13 protein-coding genes are annotated in these 18,774 nt (G+C 61.3%); 5 read left to right on the plus strand and 8 right to left on the minus strand.

Features of this window, described 5'->3' with window-relative positions:
* Positions 1 to 78 precede the first annotated feature (78 nt).
* The 3 genes from DW925_RS02070 to DW925_RS02080 form a co-directional block, all read right to left on the minus strand.
* Positions 79 to 3,702: a UvrD-helicase domain-containing protein gene (locus DW925_RS02070; RefSeq protein WP_117583969.1), complete on the minus strand. Its 3,624-nt coding sequence runs from the start codon at positions 3,700 to 3,702 to the stop codon at positions 79 to 81.
* A 3-nt stretch (positions 3,703 to 3,705) separates the two neighbouring features.
* Complete coding sequence (locus DW925_RS02075) at positions 3,706 to 6,876, minus strand: PD-(D/E)XK nuclease family protein (protein ID WP_117583968.1); 3,171 nt, start codon at positions 6,874 to 6,876, stop codon at positions 3,706 to 3,708.
* Between the two features lie 219 nt (positions 6,877 to 7,095).
* Positions 7,096 to 7,395 carry a YerC/YecD family TrpR-related protein gene (locus DW925_RS02080; RefSeq protein WP_022094855.1) on the minus strand — a complete coding sequence of 100 codons (300 nt, stop codon included), beginning with the start codon at positions 7,393 to 7,395 and terminating at the stop codon, positions 7,096 to 7,098.
* 323 nt (positions 7,396 to 7,718) lie between these two features.
* Between DW925_RS02080 and DW925_RS02085 the strand changes: the two genes are divergently transcribed.
* Positions 7,719 to 8,084 carry a phage holin family protein gene (locus tag DW925_RS02085; protein ID WP_117583967.1) on the plus strand — a complete coding sequence of 122 codons (366 nt, stop codon included), beginning with the start codon at positions 7,719 to 7,721 and terminating at the stop codon, positions 8,082 to 8,084.
* Between the two features lie 137 nt (positions 8,085 to 8,221).
* Here the strand turns inward: DW925_RS02085 and DW925_RS02090 are convergent, their stop codons facing one another.
* Positions 8,222 to 8,650, minus strand: a complete 429-nt coding sequence (locus DW925_RS02090) for an Rrf2 family transcriptional regulator (protein ID WP_117583966.1) — start codon at positions 8,648 to 8,650, stop codon at positions 8,222 to 8,224.
* 253 nt (positions 8,651 to 8,903) lie between these two features.
* Here DW925_RS02090 and cysK point away from each other — a divergent pair, with 253 nt between their 5' ends.
* Together cysK and mnmA are read left to right on the plus strand one after the other, a co-directional pair.
* Positions 8,904 to 9,842, plus strand: coding sequence for a cysteine synthase A (gene cysK / locus DW925_RS02095; protein ID WP_055250951.1), 939 nt, complete (start codon positions 8,904 to 8,906; stop codon positions 9,840 to 9,842).
* A 57-nt stretch (positions 9,843 to 9,899) separates the two neighbouring features.
* Entirely contained in the window at positions 9,900 to 11,123 is a 1,224-nt protein-coding gene (gene mnmA, locus DW925_RS02100) for a tRNA 2-thiouridine(34) synthase MnmA (protein WP_255413309.1), read from the plus strand.
* 92 nt (positions 11,124 to 11,215) lie between these two features.
* Here the strand turns inward: mnmA and DW925_RS02105 are convergent, their stop codons facing one another.
* Positions 11,216 to 12,235 carry a M42 family metallopeptidase gene (locus DW925_RS02105; protein ID WP_117790274.1) on the minus strand — a complete coding sequence of 340 codons (1,020 nt, stop codon included), beginning with the start codon at positions 12,233 to 12,235 and terminating at the stop codon, positions 11,216 to 11,218.
* 274 nt (positions 12,236 to 12,509) lie between these two features.
* A complete protein-coding gene (gene fucO, locus DW925_RS02110; RefSeq protein ID WP_022094861.1) occupies positions 12,510 to 13,676 on the minus strand; it encodes a lactaldehyde reductase in 1,167 nt (388 codons plus the stop codon).
* A 412-nt stretch (positions 13,677 to 14,088) separates the two neighbouring features.
* Here fucO and DW925_RS02115 point away from each other — a divergent pair, with 412 nt between their 5' ends.
* Positions 14,089 to 14,628, plus strand: coding sequence for a hypothetical protein (locus DW925_RS02115; protein WP_147329349.1), 540 nt, complete (start codon positions 14,089 to 14,091; stop codon positions 14,626 to 14,628).
* 122 nt (positions 14,629 to 14,750) lie between these two features.
* Here DW925_RS02115 and DW925_RS02120 read toward each other — a convergent pair whose 3' ends face one another.
* Positions 14,751 to 15,467, minus strand: coding sequence for a YoaK family protein (locus DW925_RS02120; protein ID WP_089572184.1), 717 nt, complete (start codon positions 15,465 to 15,467; stop codon positions 14,751 to 14,753).
* Between the two features lie 250 nt (positions 15,468 to 15,717).
* Here DW925_RS02120 and DW925_RS02125 point away from each other — a divergent pair, with 250 nt between their 5' ends.
* A complete protein-coding gene (locus DW925_RS02125) occupies positions 15,718 to 17,850 on the plus strand; it encodes a YgiQ family radical SAM protein (RefSeq protein WP_233503843.1) in 2,133 nt (710 codons plus the stop codon).
* Here the strand turns inward: DW925_RS02125 and DW925_RS02130 are convergent.
* Positions 17,847 to 18,758 carry a CPBP family intramembrane glutamic endopeptidase gene (locus DW925_RS02130; protein ID WP_147329348.1) on the minus strand — a complete coding sequence of 304 codons (912 nt, stop codon included), beginning with the start codon at positions 18,756 to 18,758 and terminating at the stop codon, positions 17,847 to 17,849. The two genes, DW925_RS02125 and DW925_RS02130, sit on opposite strands and share 4 nt — an antisense overlap.
* Positions 18,759 to 18,774: the final 16 nt, after the last annotated feature.

Genomic DNA, 18,774 nt, shown 5'->3' on the forward strand with positions numbered 1-18,774 from the left:
GCAGTTGCGGTGAAATGCGGACTGTTTGGCGGCTTTTTTGGCCAAAACAGTCCGTATTCCACCGCAAGTTATTGAGGGCTAGAGGCTGTAGGTGACCACCTGAGGCTCGCACGGGTTGGCGGGGTCGACTTGCTCCACGCGGACGAACTTGACGGTCACGGCCTCAAAGCCCGCCTTGTGCAGAACATCAGCGTAAACGCGCGCCTGCAGGGCGTGCTTCTCCTGCAGCTGTTCCGGCGTCTCGTCCGGTGTGCCGCCCGTCTTGTAGTCGATGACCAGCGCGCGTGACGAATCCGCCGGGTTCGTCGCCAAAGCATCGATGGCGCCCTCGGCATATGCACCGTAGCGAGCGATGTCCTCGTCCTCGCAGCCCAGCGAAAAGAACGGCACCTCGGCGCGAACGCACGGCCAGGCAAGCAGCTCGGCACGGACCGCCGACTTGAGCCAGCGATCCAGGGCAACGTCGAAGCGTTCGCGCTGTTCCGGCGTCAGGCGCCACAGGCGAGCCAGGGCGTCGGCACGCTCGGCGGGCAGCGCATCGGCACCCATCTCGATCAGCCACTGGCAGGCGGCGTGGAAGGCCGAGCCCAGCGCCATGGGATTGCCGGCGGGCTCGACAGCGGCCACGTCTGCATCCGCCATCTCGGAACCATCAGACTCCGCATCATCGCCAGCCTCGTCCATGGGCACATGCGCCTCGGTGGCACGGTCCTCGGACTCGGCATGCAGCGCCGCGGCAATTGACGAGTAGCTGTACGAATCGCGCACCGGATACGGGCAGATGCCCATGCGTACGCCCACCGCTTGGGGATGCACGAGCTCGAACGCATCGGGTTCGGGGTCGGCAGGACCGGGGACGATTGTACTGGCCGAATCGTCGGCAGTATCTGTATCGACATCGCCGCGAACAAGCCTGCCCTCGGCATCCAGTGAAGCGTTGGCCTCAAACGCCTGCTCGCCAAAGGAAAAGTCCGCGAGCGAAATGAGCTCGTAGTCGCCCGGCTGGGAGTTGTCGAACACCAGGCGGTCGGCATCGAGCTGCGGCATGTCCAGAGCGTCGGTAGGCAGAATACGACGCAGCACGTCATAGGTCAGATCGGTCTCGACGTCGAAGGTCGGCGCGCACAGCTTGCCGCGGCTCACGCCGGCATCCATCGCCAAGATCACCAGCTCTCGCGCACGCGTCATGGCAACATAGAGCAAGCGGGCCCGCTCCTCGAGCGAAAGCTGCAGGTCGTCGTCGCGCAGGCGGGCAAATGCCTCGGCGGGAGAGCCCGTCGCACAGACGTCCTCCATGAGCTCTGGCGGCAGCCACAACGACGTGCCCTTGCCCTTAAACGCATGCTCAAACTGCTTTTTGACGTCGTCGCCCTTCACAAAGGTTCCGTCGGCGAGCTTAACGCCGTCGAAGCGTGCCGGCAGCGCCACGATCTGCGCTCCGCCCTCGACGCGACCCATCTGTGCCGCACCCGAGGACTTACGCACGCCAAAACACTCGGCAACCGCTACGACCGGATACTCCAGACCCTTGGACGCATGCACCGTCATGATGCGTACCGCGCCGTCGCCCTCCTCGTTGAGCGCGCCCGGGGCCTCCTTGCCCGCCAAGAAGCGGTCGAAGGCGAGCGCAATGGAGCGCGGCGAGTTGCCGAGCTCGGCCTCTGCCTCGGCCACGGCGTCGAGCGCCTTGAGCACGTTGGCGGCAATGGCCTTGCCCTCGGGACCACGCTGTGCCAGACGTACAAACCAGCCGGAGGCGTTGACCACGTCGCGCGCGATGGCGGCGAACGAATCGCGGCCCACGCGACGGAGCGCATACCGCAGCACCTCGCGGGCGCGCGTCACGAGCGGCAAGTCTTGCAAACCCGGCACATCGGAATCGCTCATGATGCCCACGTCGATGTTGCGGCGCGAGGTTTCCCCCGTCTGGTCGTCCAGCTTGGTCGCCAGCGCCAGGAACTCCTGAGCGCCGAGCGCAAACATCGGCGAGGCCAGCAGCGGCATAAGACCCTGCGCCGTATCGGCCGGGTTAGCAAGCGCGCACACCAGGGCACGCACCGTCTGCACCTCGGCTGCCTGGGCAAAGACCGAGCCGCCTGCGATCACGCAGTCGAGCCCCTGGTCGCGGAAGGCCTGCGCATAGACATCGGCGTTGGTCATGCGGCCCAGCAGCAGGACCATGCTGCCCTGGGGCTGGCCCGCTTTAACGAGTGCTTGGAATCGCTCCGCAATCGCACGAGCTTTCGCCTGCGTTCGCTCCTGCGTACTGCCACCGGCAACGAAAATCGCCTGGCGGCGCGATGCCTTCGCCTTGAGCTTGTCCTCGCGTTCGTCGCTCGGTTCAAGATCCAAGAACCCCTGCATCAAACCACCGGTGTCGCCGTCAAAGACGCGCGCCACATAGCGCAGCACCTCGTCGTGGCTGCGGAAGTTGCGTACAAGCTTGACGAGCTCGCCGGCGGGGGCATCGGACGTGGCGACCGTCTCGGACGCCGTCGTCGAACCCACCTTGCGCTCCTGGCGACGGAATACCTCGACCTCGGCACCACGGAAGCGGTAGATCGACTGCTGCGCATCGCCTACGGTGCACAGTGCGCGCTCCCCCGCGCCCGTCAGGTGACGGATCAAATCGACCTGCATCTGGTCGGTATCCTGGAACTCATCGATCATGACCATCTTAAAGCGACCCTCATAGGCCGCTCGGATGGCGGGATAATCGCGCAGCGCCTCGTACGCCATGCGCAGCAGGTCGTTGTTATCAAGCGCGGACTGGTCAGCCTTGAGCGCGCGGTATTCCGCCTCCACAGCACGAGCAAGCCCCGCCAGCGCATCGAGCGCGGGACCACCGCAGGCCAGCACGATATTGATAAACGCATCGGCAGCCTCGGCCTTGAGTAGCTCCACCTGCTCCTTAGAAAACGCCTTGCTCGCCCGAGGCATGCTGCACGACATCATGAGTCGCGCCGCATCCTCCATGGTTTTGCCGCTCGCCTCAAACGCGTCGATGGCATCGAGTGCCACCTGCGCTTTCTCGGTCGCGGCCTTGCTTGCGCCCAGCGCCGCACGATAGGCATCGGCGAGTGCCGAGGTATCGGCCTGGCCGCGCGCCACGCACACGTCGTCCATACCGCCCGGCAGCTGGCTCGAGAGCTCCAGCAGCTCACGCACCAGCCCTTTAATGGTGGTACCGGCGCCAAACGGCCCACCCTCGCCCGCCATGGGATACCAAGCGTAGAGGGCCTTAAGCGAAGCGGCGAGCTCGGGGGCGGCATCGGGCGCCGTCGCGCGGGCCAGCACATGCTCAACAGCCTGGTCCATAAGCTCGTCGGTATCGGTGAGCACCGTGAACTCGGGATCGATGCCCAGCTCCAACGCATGTGCGCGCAGGATACGCGAGCACATGCCGTGAATGGTCGAGATCCACGCATCGTCGACGGTCAGGGCTTCCTCGTCCATGCCCTCGTCGATGAGCGTGCGGCGCACACGGTCACGGATCTCGGCCGCGGCGTCTTTGGTAAAGGTAATGGCGAGCACCTGGTCCAGATGCTCAACGAACGGACCGGATTCGGGCGAGAGCGCGTAGACGATGCGGCGCGTGAGGGTAAAGGTCTTGCCCGAACCGGCACCCGCCGAGACAAACAGCGGACGGTCGAGCGTTTTGACGATCTGCAGCTGTTGCGGCATCAAAGTCGAAAGATCCATGGTCTACACGTCCCTTCTTACAAACGTTCCTTCGTGGTTATACGAGCAGCGCGCATGCGCGGCCTGAGCCGACGTCGGGTCGACGGCGGCAACGTCGCCTGCCTCGAGTTCGTGCAGGCGCTCGGCGATGCCGGCCTCCACGCGATCGAGCAGGGCGTCGAAGTCCATGCTGCCACCCTCGCCGGGAAAGCCCTTCTTAAGCCCCGGGATGCGGCCGTCGCCGCGCTCTTCCTCGAGCAGCTCGGCACTCGCGGCGCCGCGCAGCGCCGGTTTGCCGCCCTTGGTCGAAAAATAGAGCGCCGCACGGGCATCCAGATCCAGCGCCCGGCGCATGGCCTGCGCATAGATAAGCGTCTGGGTATGGGGCGGCAGCCACCGCGGGTCGTCGATGGCGGCCTCGCCCGATTCCTCGTCGCGCACCGTGGGGTCGGCGAGTTTAAACTCCTCAACGCCCGTGCGATGCTTGTAGTCGATTACCACGGCGCGATTCTCGGCATCCACATCCACGCGGTCGATGCGCCCGCCGAGCGGCCAGCCGGCATACTCGACCTGGAGCTCGTTGAACGCAAACTCCAGGTAGCGCGGCGCGAAGGGCGCGAGCGCCTCGGACTCGTAGGCAAGAACGCCCTCCAGCTGCGGCAAAATCTCGGCCACCTGGCGCTCCTCCACCGGGGAGAGCGGCACGAGCGGGCCCTCGGTACCGCGCTTGCCCGCATGCTCGGCCAAGGTCTCGTCAAAGACCTCGCGCAGCAGCTCCTTCGCGCGTGGCAGATTCATGGGTGTCACGCGCTCCATGCCCTCCTGGGGCAGACGGGCATGCAAGTGTTCCAGCACGTCGTGGACAAAGTTGCCCTTCTCCATATTGCCAAAGCCAGCGTCGATCGACTGGGGCTTCACGCGGTACGAGACGAACCAGCATAGCGGGCAGGTCGAATAGGCCTCGATCTGCGAGGCAGACGTCAGGCGCGGCACCAGCGGCGCATCCTCGCCCTCGCCATCGCGACGACGCAGGACCAAATACGGAATGGCTTCATCGCTCAGGTGCTGAGGAGCTTCGCAGGTCACGCGCTCGCGCCTAAGACCTTCGCCTGCCGCGGGATCGAAGTCCCTTACGATATCGCCCTCACCCACACACTTCGCCTTGTCGGCGCCAACGGCCTTAGCGTCGTCAGCGGCCTTGTCGGCGTCAGCGGCCTTGTCGGCGTCAGCGGCCTTAGCATCGTTAGCGGCCTCGGCATGCGCCCGCAACTCGGTCCACACGGCCGCCGGATAGCACTCGCGCGCCTGACGATCGTGGGTCACACGGGCGAGCGTAACCGGACCACGCGACGCTTGTATCGCGCGGCCAAAGCGTGCGCGCAGCAAGGCCGCAGGCTCAAGCGTCACGCCCTCGCGACCGAGGCTCGCCGTCAGCGTTGCCAGCGGGCCCTCCTCATGTGAGAGCGGATAACTGTCCAGGTCGACGTCGGCAAACAGCACGGCATCGTAGCTATCGGGGCGCAGGGCCGCCGCATCGGCAAGCGAAGTAAAGCGAACCTGGGCACGTGGCGCACGGTCAACCTCGTAGGTCTCGTAATCGTAGGCGGTGCTACGCTTGTCCACCTTGGTGCGAATGCCATCGAGCACGGGCACGGTCGCGGCCTGCGACACGTCGAGCGCGCGAGCATCGTTCATAAGGATGTCGATCGCGTGGCGCAGCAGGGCCACCTCCGCCTGGCGACGGGCCTGGCCGTCGAGACCACCAAGCGCGCGATCGGGCAGTGCCTCGGCAACGGCAAGCATGGCCTTGAGCGCCGTCACGGGCTTGTCACGCCACAGCGCCTGGAACACGTCCGAGACCACGCACGGCACGTTCTTAAACCAGTTCTCGTCGCTCGCCGCCTTGCGCGCGCCCCTCACCTGGCCTTGGACGCTCTGCAGCAGGCTCTTAACGCCCGCGGTAGTCTTGCTGCGCGAGAGACGCATATTCTTATCGAAGGTACGGGCATTGACGGCATCAGCGCCCGAAAGCGGACTGTAAATCCAGTCGGTAAGCTCCGGCGCGGGCCACCACTCAGTCTTAGAAGCTGCCCCTTCGTCGGCGGCCTTCATACGCTCGATCAGGTTGGCGAGCGCCGTGAACTGCCTGCCCGCAATGGATTGAGAAAACGCCGTGAACTCAACTGTCTCGGCAGCGATATGACGGGCCGCCAGACGAGAGGCGAGCTCACCGAACAGCTGGGGTGCCCGGGCAGAAACAACGAGCACGCGCACGGGGTCAGCGGGCGTTGCAGTAGCTTTATCGTCCTTGGACTCCTTGTGCGTTTTCACCAACGTATCGATGGCGTCCGCATAAGCATGGGCACGGGCATGGGGGCCGGCGACCTCAATAAAGGCAGGCTGAGCGGCGGTCCCGCAAGCGGCATCAGACGCGACGGCGTCCTCCCTCAGCGGCGCGGCCTCGAACAGCACACCGCGGGCATCAAATGCCGCGGCAAGCTCCTCGCGCATCGCCGCCTGCTCGCAGGCAAGCAGTACGACGACCTCCCCCCCATTGTTCGCCACGGCAGACAGCAGCTCGAGCAGGCCGTGCGTAATCGACGTGATACCGCGCACGCATACGGCGCGGGTGCACGCCGGCAGGTTATCGGCCAGGGCATCGGCCATAATGTCAGCCGCCTCGCAGGGCTCGACCATATCTCGACGGTCCAAACCACCCGCGTAGGCACGCAAAAGCTCGAACACACGAGCCTCGGCATCGCTTTTTGGCTCAGGCTGGCAATTGTTGCCACGGCATCGCTCGGCCGTCGTCCCCGCAACGCCCGGCAACACGTCGCGGGCCATGCGCGCAAGCATGCGCACTGTGCCCTGGCTGCGCGAAAGCGGCTGCAGGTCGGCATCGTCGAGACGCGTGACCATGTCCGAGAACAGCATCTGACGCTGCAGGTTGTCGACGAAACCGCGCCCGTCGCCCAAAAGCTCCCAAAGCGAGCGAAGCCACGATGTAGGCGTTTTGTAGTCAATACCCAGCGAAATCCCGGCTTCCGCCGCATCATGGCGACACAGGTCGAGCTCGGCAAACGTTGACGCCAGAAGCACGGCACGTCCATGGCGGGCAATAAGGTCGGCAAGCAACGCCGACTCGGCATCGCTCAAATCCGTGCCGGCATTGGTGGTATAGATTCGAACAGGCATGGTCCTCCGCTCAAACTGTTCGCAATAATCAATGTATCCATCCTACCCGCCCACGCGGACAGATTTGCCCCACGCCAACAGATTTGATCCCTTGGGGACGGAGGAAAACGGATCACCGAAGGGGTCAGTCTAACCCGGTGATCCGTTTTCCTCCGTCCTTAAGGGATCAAAAAACCGCCCCCGGAGGAGCGGTTTTGCACAATTCGTTTTTGGCGCGGCCTACTCGCCATCCTCCAGCTTAATGAGGATTTTGCGGTAGCCACCGTACTCGCCGTTGAGCGCCTTGGACACACGGCTCACCGTGGTGGACGAAGCGCCGGTACGCGCCTGAACCTCAACATAGGGCTCGCCCTCGTCCAGATAACGCGCGACCTGCAGACGCTGCGATAGATCGCAAATCTCGCGCGGCGTGCAGATATCGGTCAAAAACGCTTGGATATCTTTCTCGTCGTCCAAAAGGCTAAATGCGTGGACCAGCTGCTTGACATCAGGCTTGTCAAACATGTTCTCGATATTCATCGATCACCGCCAAACCCGCCAAAAGGCATCGAAGTTGATACTGACATCGGGCATCGTTCGCCCGTTCTATGCAATAGGGCAACGCCTGTGGCTTTTGCCCGTAGCAGTTTAGCACACCACCAAACTAAAGCGACAAAACTCTCTGCCAGCGGCGCGTTTTCTAGGACGAACGCCGTTTTGAAACCGAATGCGCACGCAAGCTCCACGAATATCTGAGACAATGGGCGCCCAAACAGAGCCGTGCCCGAGCATCTGTCCGAGTTGCAAAGGCATGTGCCTCTCACGCTCCCTCACCACGCCATGCGCAAGAAAGGATTCACACCATGCGCTTTATGCTCAACTGGCTTTTGACCTCAATCGCCATCGCGATCGCAACGTTTCTCGTCCCCGGCATTCAGCCCTTCGGCATGGCCGACGCCTGGGTCTGCTTTGCCTTCGTGGGACTGTTCCTCAACATCGTCGACTCGCTCGTTAAGCCGTTCCTGACGGTCATCTCGCTGCCACTCACTATTATCACGCTTGGTATTTTTCAGCTTGTGGTCAACAGCTTTATGCTCGAGCTGGCCAGCTACCTGTCGGTCAATCTGCTGGGCGCGGGTATCTCCATCGCCAGCTTTGGATCGGCGTTTATGGGCAGCATCCTGGTATCCATCATGCGCAGCATTCTCGACAGCATCGCCAGGAACTAAAGCGACCGGATACGGGCCGCCACAACACGCCAAAACGAAGGCCGTCCATCGCAACGATGGGCGGCCTTGTCATTTGCCAAGCCTCAGAGGACAAGAAAATCTACCATTTCTGCCCCGTCCCCCAATAGCAGGTGGGGCTAGATGACGTAGTCGTAGCCCTCGTTGGGGGCAACGAGCGTATCGAGTGTCACGCCGTCGAGGTAGTCGTTGATGAGCTTGTCCAGGTTCTTCCAAACATCGAGTGTAGGACACTCATCAGATCGCGAGCAACCTTTGCAGTCGCCGTCCAGGCATGCGACCGGTGCTAGGCTACCCTCGGTCAGGCGCAGGATCTCGCCCACCGTGTACTGCTCGGGCGGGCGCGTGAGCACGTAGCCGCCGCCCTTGCCGCGCATGCCCGAGAGCATATTGGCGCGCACGAGCGTAGCCAAAATGTTCTCCAAATATTTCTCCGAAATCCCCTGACGCGCGGCGATCTCTTTGAGGGGAATGCGGCCTGCCGCCTGATGCTCGGCCAAGTCGACCATAACGCGCAGGGCATATCTGCCCTTTGTGGAAACCAACATATATATTGCTGCCTTTCGGTCTTTTAATTCGTAGAAATTCTAGCCGAAAAATTGGTTTTGAAAATACCTATTCCCGTCAAGATGGTTAATCGACTCGTAATAATCTTCTATTTCCTATTGCATTACTAGGCTTTAGTGCCTACTATGCTTGCCAACAGCAAAACGAACAACCCATAAGGTTTGTGGGTTTCGTTGCTACACACACCGTAAAACCACACGGTATCCAGTCATTTGAACACTTTGGAGGTTCACCATGAGCAATGTGTACACATCCATTGATCAGCTTATCGGCCACACTCCGCTTCTGGAGCTCACCCACTTTGAGGCCGATGAGGACCTCAAGGCCCGCGTGCTCGTCAAGCTGGAATACTTCAACCCCGCCGGATCCGTTAAAGACCGCGTCGCCAAGAACATGATTGACGAGGCCGAGAAGGCAGGCAAGCTCGTGCGTGGCGGCGACTACACCATCATCGAGCCCACGAGCGGCAACACCGGCGTCGGCATCGCCTCGGTGGCGGCCGCCCGCGGCTACAAGGTGATCATCACCATGCCCGAGACCATGTCCGTCGAGCGCCGCAAGCTGATGCAGGCATACGGTGCGCAGCTCGTGCTCACCGACGGCTCCAAAGGCATGAAGGGCGCTATCGCCAAGGCCGAAGAGTTGCAGAAGGAGACCCCCAACAGCATCATCGCCGGCCAGTTTGTGAACCCCGCGAACCCGGCCATTCACAAGGCCACGACCGGCCCCGAGATCTGGGACGACACCGACGGCAAGGTCGACATCTTCGTCGCCGGCGTCGGCACCGGCGGCACCGTGACCGGCGTGGGCGAGTTCCTCAAGGAGCAAAACCCCGAGATTCAGGTCGTCGCCGTCGAGCCCGCCACCTCCCCGGTGCTCTCTAAGGGCCAGGCCGGCCCGCACAAGATCCAGGGTATCGGTGCCGGCTTTGTGCCCGACGTCCTCGACACCCAGGTCTACGACGAGATCATCCCCGTCGAGAACGACGACGCCTTTGCCACCGGCCGCGCCGTGGGCCACAAGGAGGGCGTGCTCGTGGGCATTTCGTCCGGCGCCGCCGTGTGGGCCGCACTGCAGCTGGCCAAGCGCCCCGAGAACGAGGGCAAGACCATCGTGGCGCTGCTCGCCGACACCGGCGAGCGCTACCTGTCCACGGCACTCTTCCAGGACTAGAGCTCTCGTTCTTAGAACGAGTCCAAGGCACGCCGGTCTCCCCTCTCTTCTGGCAGCCTGAGCTCATCCCAACAGGGTGTCCCACAGGACGCCCGAACTTGCTACAATGTCTGCGGCGCGGAACCAGCCTCCCGCGCCGCTTTTCTTTTTTGGCCACATGCCACCAAGGAGAACCTCCCCATGCACAACAAGCGCGTGCTCGTCGCCATGAGCGGCGGCGTCGATTCCAGCGTGACCGCGTATCTGCTCAAAAGTCAGGGTTACGAATGTGTCGGTGCCACCATGCGCCTCACCTGCCCCGCGCCCGATCCCACCACGGGCATGAGTAAGGTCGACCGCGACATCGCCGATGCAAAGGCCGTCGCCGAGCGCCTGGGGATACCCCATCACGTGCTCGACTTGCAGCAAACCTTCGACCGCAACGTTGTCGAGCGTTTTATGAACGCCTACCAGGAGGGGCTGACGCCCAATCCGTGCATCATCTGCAACCGCCATATTAAGTTTGGCGCGTTGCTGGATGCGGCGCTGGATATGGGCTGCGACTACATCGCCACAGGCCACTATGCCAAAACGAGCCAGGCGCCCGACGGCACCTGGCAGCTGCATCGCGGCGAGGACCCCAAAAAGGACCAGAGTTACTTTTTGTATTCGCTCACGCAGGAGCGCCTGGCGCACACGATCTTTCCGCTGGCAGGCCTAGACAAAGAGCGCGACGTGCGCCGCATAGCCGCCGAGCAGGGCTTTACCAACGCCCAGAAGGCCGAAAGCGAGGACATCTGCTTTATTCCAGACGGTGACTACGCGGGCTATATCGAGCGCCGTTGCGAACATCCCGCTGCACCGGGCGACATTGTGTGGCGCGACGGCAGCGTGGTCGGGCGCCACAACGGCGCGCTGCGCTACACCATCGGCCAGCGCAAGGGCCTGGGCGTCGCGATGGCGCATCCCGTGTACGTAACGGGTGTCGACGCCGTCAACAACACCGTACATCTGGGCGAGGCAGAGGACCTGACGGCCACGGCGCTCACGGCCAACGACTGGATCTGGAGCGCCCCTGCCGACCGCATGGAGGCCGAGCTGGATGCCGGCGGCATCCGCGTGGGCGCCAAGTACCGCTACCGTCAAAAGGACCAGGCAGCAACCCTTACACGTGGCGAAGACGGGCAAATGCTGCTAACTTTTGACGAGCCACAGCGAGCCATCGCCCCCGGCCAGGCAGTCGTCGTCTACCGCGGCGACATCGTCCTGGGCGGCGGCACCGTTACGTCAGCCATCAAATAACAGCTCCCCGCCACCGCAAGTTATAGAGGACGCCCCGGCTGGCATCGCTGCAACAACCGGGGCGGCAGGCTCGATGAGCATTGTCGATGCGTCTAGCGCTGAACGCAGGCACGAACCAGCTCGTAGGTATTGCGCACGCCGTCGATGTGGCTGCGCTCGTAGTTGTGGCTCGCGTACACGCCGGGGCCGATCAGACCATGGCGAATGTCGTAGCCGGCCGAGAGCGTGGCCTCGACGTCCGAGCCGTAATGCGGGTACACGTCGATGGCGTAATCGAGCTCGAGCTCGCGCGCGATGTTGGACAGCGTGGTTACCAGGTCGTAGTTGTAGGGGCCACCCGAATCCTTAGCGCAAATCGAAACCATGCGCTCGGTGCAGCCCAGGTCGTCACCCACGCAGCCCATGTCCACGCTGATCATCTCGCGCGTGTCAGCCGGCACAAAGGCACCGCCGTGGCCGACCTCCTCGTACACCGTAAAGAGCAGCGAAACCTTGCGCGAAAGGGTCACCTCGCCGTCAGCAACGGCGCGGGCCAGACCCAGTAGAATCGACGCCGACAGTTTGTCATCCAGGAAGCGACTCTTAATGTAGCCGCTCTCCGTCACCGTGGTACGCGGATCCATAGCGATGATATCGCCCGTCTGAATACCCAGCTCAAGCACGTCGTCCTTACTGTCGACATTCTCGTCGAGCAAGATCTCCATGTTCTTCTCGATGGTTTTGACCGGCTCATCGGCCACATGCGCCGAAGGCTCGGTATTGAGGACCACACCCGTGTAGTTATTGCCATCGCGCGTATAAACGGTGCAGTTCTCGCCATCGGCCGTAGACCACTGATGCCCGCCGAGCGTCGTGGGACGCAGGCGACCATTGTCCTTGATGGAGCGCACCATAGCGCCCAGGGTATCGACATGGCTCGCCAGGACAAGCGGCTCGCCCTCACCACCAAGCTCAACCAACACGTTGCCCTTATTGGAGCGCTCGGGGCCAAAGCCCATATCGCGCAACGTTTCCATTAGATAGTCAGTAGCCGCACGGGTATAGCCCGTAGGCGAGGCAATAGAAGTCAGCGTCTTAAGCTGGTCAGTAATAAAACCAAGCGTAGAATCCATTTGGGACACCATCCACAACTCCAAAGTCAACATCCCGTAATCAGTAAAAGCCCCAACAACGATACCATCACGCACAAATATTTACCCAGCGAGATGACCCATCGAGCTCTTCCGAACAGCGCCCGCCACGACAACGAGCCGGCGGGCCCCGCCCGTTAGCCCCAGAATCTTTCCGCAGGACAGAAGGAGGCCCCGCCGCACGTAGTGCGCAGCGGGGCCTCCGACATGTCCGAGGACGATTCTGGGGCTAACGGGCGGGGCCCGCCGAACCAGGTTAAGCAGCCGGGCAGATCTTCTTGAAGAGCTCGATGACGTCGTCGAGCGTCGCCTCGCGCGGGTTGCCCGGGAAGCAGGCGTCAGCCATGGCGTCCTTGGCCAGGACCTCGATCTCGTCGGCCTTCATGGCCTCGCAGACATGCGGGATGTTCACGTCGGCGGAGAGCTGCTTGACGGCGGCGATGGCGGCGTCGGCAGCCTCGTCGGTGCTCATGCCCGTGGTGTCAACACCCATGGCAACGGCAACCTTGGCCAGGCGCTCGGCGCAAACCGGCTTGTTGAACTCCATAGCGATCGGCAGCAGCATGGCGCAAGCGACGCCGTGCGGGGTATCGTAGTGAGCGGACAGGGTGTGAGCCATGGCGTGGTCGATGCCCAGGCCGACATTGGAGAAGCCCATGCCGGCGACATACTGGCCAAGAGCCATGCCCTCGCGGCCGGAGCCGGGCTGACCGGACTTGGCCTCGGCAACGGAGTCGCGCAGGTTCTCGCTGATCAGCTTAATAGCCTCAAAGTGGAACATGTCGGAGAGCTCCCAAGCGCCCTTGGTGGTGTAGCCCTCGATAGCGTGGGTCAGAGCGTCCATGCCGGTGGAAGCGGTCAGGCCGGCGGGCATGGAAGCCATCATGTCGGGGTCGACGACGGCGACCTCGGGGGCGTCGTTGGTATCGACGCACACGAACTTGCGGACCTTCTCGGGGTCGGTGATAACGTAGTTGATGGTCACCTCGGCAGCGGTACCGGCGGTCGTCGGCACGGCGATGGTGAACACAGCGTGGTTCTTAGTCGGAGCAACGCCCTCGAGGCTGCGGACATCGGCGAACTCGGGGTTGTTGATGATGATGCCGATAGCCTTGGCGGTGTCCATGGAGGAGCCACCACCGATGGTCACGATAGCGTCAGCCTCGGCGGCCTTAAAGGCCTCGACGCCGTCCTTGACGTTCTGGATGGTGGGGTTGGGCTTAATCTCGGAGTAGAGGCTCCAAGCAATACCGGCGGCGTCGAGCTCGTCGGTTACCTTGGCGGTAACGCCAAACTTGACCAGATCGGGGTCGGAGCAGACGAAGATCTTCTTGTAGCCACGACGCTGGAGCTCGCCGGGGATCTCCTTGATGGCGCCAGAACCATGATAAGAAATGGTGTTGAGAACGAAACGATTAGCCATTGATAGCCTCCCATCGTGTGCGGGGCGCCCATTACGCCCCACGCTATGAGTCCCATCCTAACGCTTTTGAAACAAAAAATGCATGAGAACGTCAAAAGTGTTAAAGCGTTTCAACATAATAACGGAGCCCCAGTCCTTCCCTCCCGACTGCAGCGAAGGCTAGATTATAGGAGCAATTGCCCAAAGAATACGACCAACTCAGTCTATAAATTGTTTCTGTTTTAGCAATATATGTTTGACAATACGTTTATAAAAGGATACTTTATAGTAATTAATATGCATGCAGCAAATAGTGTCATTCATTTTGTTAGAAATTGCCCATGCGGTTATTGCAGCTGCATGTACTGCAACATACAGCGTAATTCTCCGCACGAAGCAGAAGACGGTTCCAATTCAATCGAGGCGATGACGCGTGAAGGCTACTGGTCCTAAATCGAGCAAGACGGCTACAAACGAATATCGAATCTCAATTGAAGGTAACCCTTATCCGCATGCTCTGGCTCTCGTCAACCCAGCGGGAGACAACCTCAACATCAAAAGACATGGGTTCACGGGTCCACTAGGACAGCTATTGAGTCTTAAATACACCGTTTATGACGATGCAAATGAAAAGCTCTTTACTGTCGTCGACGGTGGTTTTAGTAACATGCCCAGGGTTGCGCTCATCATCGAACACAAGGAAGTTGCGGTGTTCGATTATGGCCTAAACAGACTTGAGATGAAGTGCGTAACGAACATACCGAATTACACAATAAAAGGTAACTTCCTATTTGGAGATTACGATATATTCAGTCAACGGGAAGTGAAGCTATCTTCAGTTAACGTCCTTCAATGTGATAAACAATCGTGCTTTAACATACAGGTTTTGGATAAAGCCGAATTAGCCGCCGCAATTGGAATACCCACAGCCATTGCCCTTCTGAGGGCTCGGATTGAAGAGCATCTCGAATAAATTGCAAAAAGCAGTTCGTAACAACATTCAGGAGCTAGATAGTTTTTTTCTGGCTCCTGAAGCTGTACTACATAGAGATGAAAAATAATGCGGCAAAGGGGCTGTCTCTTTGCCGCATTCGGTTACTTTCGGCAGCCCTCTTTCCAAGCCTCGGCCGCAACCTTCCAGCGAAAACGCAAGTCGCGCTCGCGGTCGATAAACATGATGGCAAACGCGACAAACAGCAGCACGCTCGCCACGACGATGGCGTGCAGGCCCATGCGCTCAATACACCAGTTGCCCAACACGGCGCCAAACACAAAGGTAAAGATCACGCCAAAGTACAGCAGGCCGTTTTCCAAAAAGCCGCGCTTGTGGGTAATGATGTAGTCGTCCACGTTTTGCAAGGCATTACGGAGGTTGCCGATACACATGGTCGTGGCGATGCCGTGTCCATGAATCTTGCGGAAGCTCTCGACCTGCATACCGCAGGCAAACGAAGTAAGGCAGTTGGCGAGCAGGTTGAAATCGCCACCGGGAATAAAACTCACGCCCAGCAAGATGACGGCTTCAAAGAACACCGTCACCTGACGCCAGTGGATCACGCTGCCAAAACGCTCGTGTACCAGGTCGGCAAGCATAATGCCCACAGCAAACGAAACCACAGGGAAGAAGTAACGCCCCGCAAGTGCCCAATTGCCCTCCGAGATGCTCACGCCCACCAGCAGGATGTTGCCCGTCTGCGCGTTGGCGAAAACATGGTCGCGCCCAATGTACGAATACACATCCATAAAGCCACCGGCGAGCGCCAAGATGATGCCCAGCTCAATGGATTCCGATATCTGTTTGGCACGCTGCATCGTCGTGCATCCTCCTTGTTGACGACTCTCTCGTGCGTTGGCGGAAACATAGCCGCCGTTCATACTGTAACCCATTGACAACATGGCGTACGCGCGAGACGGGTTCTCCAACGCGCAGATACACAGTCTGGAAACAAACGGCGGGCGCGGCACCGACACCCGAGACCTCGTGTACTCCACCAGTCTTTTTAGCCCCGTCCTAAAAAGACTGGTTACAATTACGTGCAGCATACAAACACCGGGAGGGATCGTGGCAAAAAAGCCTCAGCACGCTCAGAACAACCAGCGCAGTCAGCAGGGCAAACAGGGCCAGCAGCAAAAGCGCGGCGGTAAGGCACAGGCCACAACCGTCAAGGCGACACCCGTCCGCCCCTGGCGTCCGGGCCGCGACAAGTTCCTCCCCGTCAGCCGCGCCGACATGGATGCGCGTGGCTGGGACCAGTGCGACTTCGTCTACATCTGCGGCGACGCCTACGTGGACCATCCCAGCTTTGGCATGGCCATCGTCAGCCGCGTGCTCGACGCACACGGCTACAAAGTGGGCATTATCTGTCAGCCCGACTGGACCGATCCCGCCAGTATCACCGTGCTCGGCGAGCCGCGCCTGGGCTTTCTGGTCTCCGCCGGCAACATGGACTCCATGGTCAATCACTACTCGGTGACCAAGCATCGTCGCCACACCGATGCCTACACCCCTGGCGGTAAAGAGGGGCACCGCCCCAACCGCGCCGTCACGGTCTACGGCAACCTCATCCGCCAAACGTTCAAGGACGCGCCCATCATCATCGGCGGCATCGAGGCGAGCCTGCGTCGTCTGGCCCACTACGACTACTGGCAGGATAAGCTCAAGCGCTCGGTGCTGCTCGACTCGGGCGCCGACATCCTCATCTACGGCATGGGCGAGCACGCGATCGTCGAGATCGCCGACGCGCTCGACGCGGGCCTGCCCGTCGACCAAATCACCTATATCAACGGCACCGTCTACCGTACCAACTCGCTCGACGAGGTCTACGACTACGACCTGCTGCCCAGCTGGGACGACCTTGCCGCCGACAAGCTCAACTACGCGCGCAGCTTTAATGTGCAGCAGCAGAACATGGATCCCATCACCGGACACCGCCTGGTAGAGCCCTACCCCAACAGCGTCTATGTGGTGCAGAACCCGCCGTCGGCGACGCTCACCACCGATGAGATGGACGAGGTTGCCGAACTCCCCTACGCACGCGATTGGCATCCCGATTACGACGCGGCAGGCGGCGTGCCGGCCTTTGCCGAGATCAAGTTTTCCATCAGCTCTAACCGCGGCTGCTTTGGTGAGTGCTCGTTTTGCGCGCTGACCTTCCACCAGGGCCGCGTGCTGCAGATGCGTAGCCACGATTCGATTATGCGCGAGGCCGAGCTACTCACGCGCGACCCCGAGTTTAAGGGCTACATCAACGACGTGGGCGGACCGACGGCCAACTTTAGCCGTCCTGCCTGCGACAAACAGCTCAAGCACGGCGTGTGCAAGAACAAGCGCTGCCTGTGGCCGAGCGTGTGCAAGAACATGGTGGTCGACGAGAGCGGCTACACGCAGCTGTTGCGCGACCTGCGCCAGCTGCCAGGCGTCAAGAAGGTCTTCGTGCGCAGCGGCATCCGCTTTGACTACACCATGGCCGACGCCTCGGACGAGTTTTTGCGCGAGCTGCTGGAACACCATGTCTCGGGCCAGCTACGCGTAGCGCCCGAGCACGTGAGCGACGCGGTGCTCTCCGTGATGGGCAAGCCGAGCCGCGCCGTCTACGACGCGTTCTGCCGTAAATTTGAACGCCTGAACCGCGAATACGGACTCAAGCAGTATGTGGTGCCGTACCTAATCTCGAGCCACCCCGGTTCAACGATGAAGGAAGCCGTGGACCTTGCCGAGGCCGTGCGCGACATGGGCTACATGCCCGAGCAGGTGCAGGACTTCTACCCCACGCCGTCCACCATGTCGACCTGCATGTACTACACCGGCGTGGACCCACGCACCATGAAGCCGATCTACGTGGCACGCGACCCACACGAGAAGGCCATGCAGCGTGCGCTCATCCAATACCGCAAGCCCGAGAACTACAAGCTCGTGCGTGAGGCGCTGGAAAAAGCCGGCCGCCGCGATCTGATTGGCTACACCAAGCATTGCCTGATTCGCCCCGTGCCGCCGCGCCCGGGCGAGACATCTGCCGGCGGGGGGCATGGCACCGGCAAGAAGGGCGGCAAGGCCCACGGTGGCGTTGGCGGCGCTGGCAAGGGACCCAAAGGCAGCAAGGGGCACGGTGGCATGTCGCGTGCGCAGAACACCGCCGGGCGCAATCGCGCGGCCCAGGGGCGACAGGGCGCCAACGGCGGCGGGCGTCGCAACTAGGGCAGCGGTGCGCTCGCTGCATCCATCCCACACGCGCGGCGCAGCGACCGCATTGCCTCAACGAGGATGACGCCGGCGATGGCGACCGTAATTGCCACGTCGAACGGCGTGTTCACAAACCAGAGCAACGTCATGAGATACGACCCGGCATTAAAGGCGAAGTGCAGCAGGATCGTGTAGCGGAGCTTTCCGGTCGTCACGAGCACCCAACCAAAGATGAGGCCAGCGGCACCCGCGTAGCAACCTTGCACCCAATTCATGTGCATAAAACCGAAGATTGCCGCCTGCAGCACAATCGCCGCGGTGATACCCCACGTGCTCGGGGCCGCCCAGGGCACCATGGCGCCGTCCTGCGCACCCGCACGACGCCGGCGCTTCCAAAGTGGGCGGCACTGCGGATTAAACGCTCGAAGCGAAAACTCAAAAATAATGCCGCGTACCAGCAGCTCTTCACAAAATGGGGCGCCGAGCACCGTAGTCAGGACGGCGAGATAGCTGGTGTCGCCCATGCCTGTTTCCTCGACAAGCTCGCTGTAGTCGGCCGCAGCCTCGGGCAACAGCGACAGCACGGCGTCGGTCACGTAGCCAACGACCACCTGCAGGGCAAGGCCGATCACGATAACGCAGGCGATGCGCTTCCACGCCCCACGCGCTCCCCCGCCGAGCGGATGCGCGCATTGCCGGCGTGCCATAAACGAACGCGGCCACAGATAACGCCACCACAGCAGCGCCATTAAAAACGATGCCGTCTGCGCGACAGCCTGAAGCAATTGAATATCGAGGCCGTCAATCGAAAAGCCCATGAACACCGATGCGACGCCCAGAGCGGAGAACAAAACCACGCTCAGGGCGATATCGGCAGCGACGACGCCAAAACAGGCAAGCGCCCAAATCATCGCATTGAGCATGCCAACCTCCTCAAAA

Origin of the sequence: Collinsella sp. AM43-1, assembly GCF_003467925.1 — a bacterium.
Lineage (GTDB): Bacteria > Actinomycetota > Coriobacteriia > Coriobacteriales > Coriobacteriaceae > Collinsella.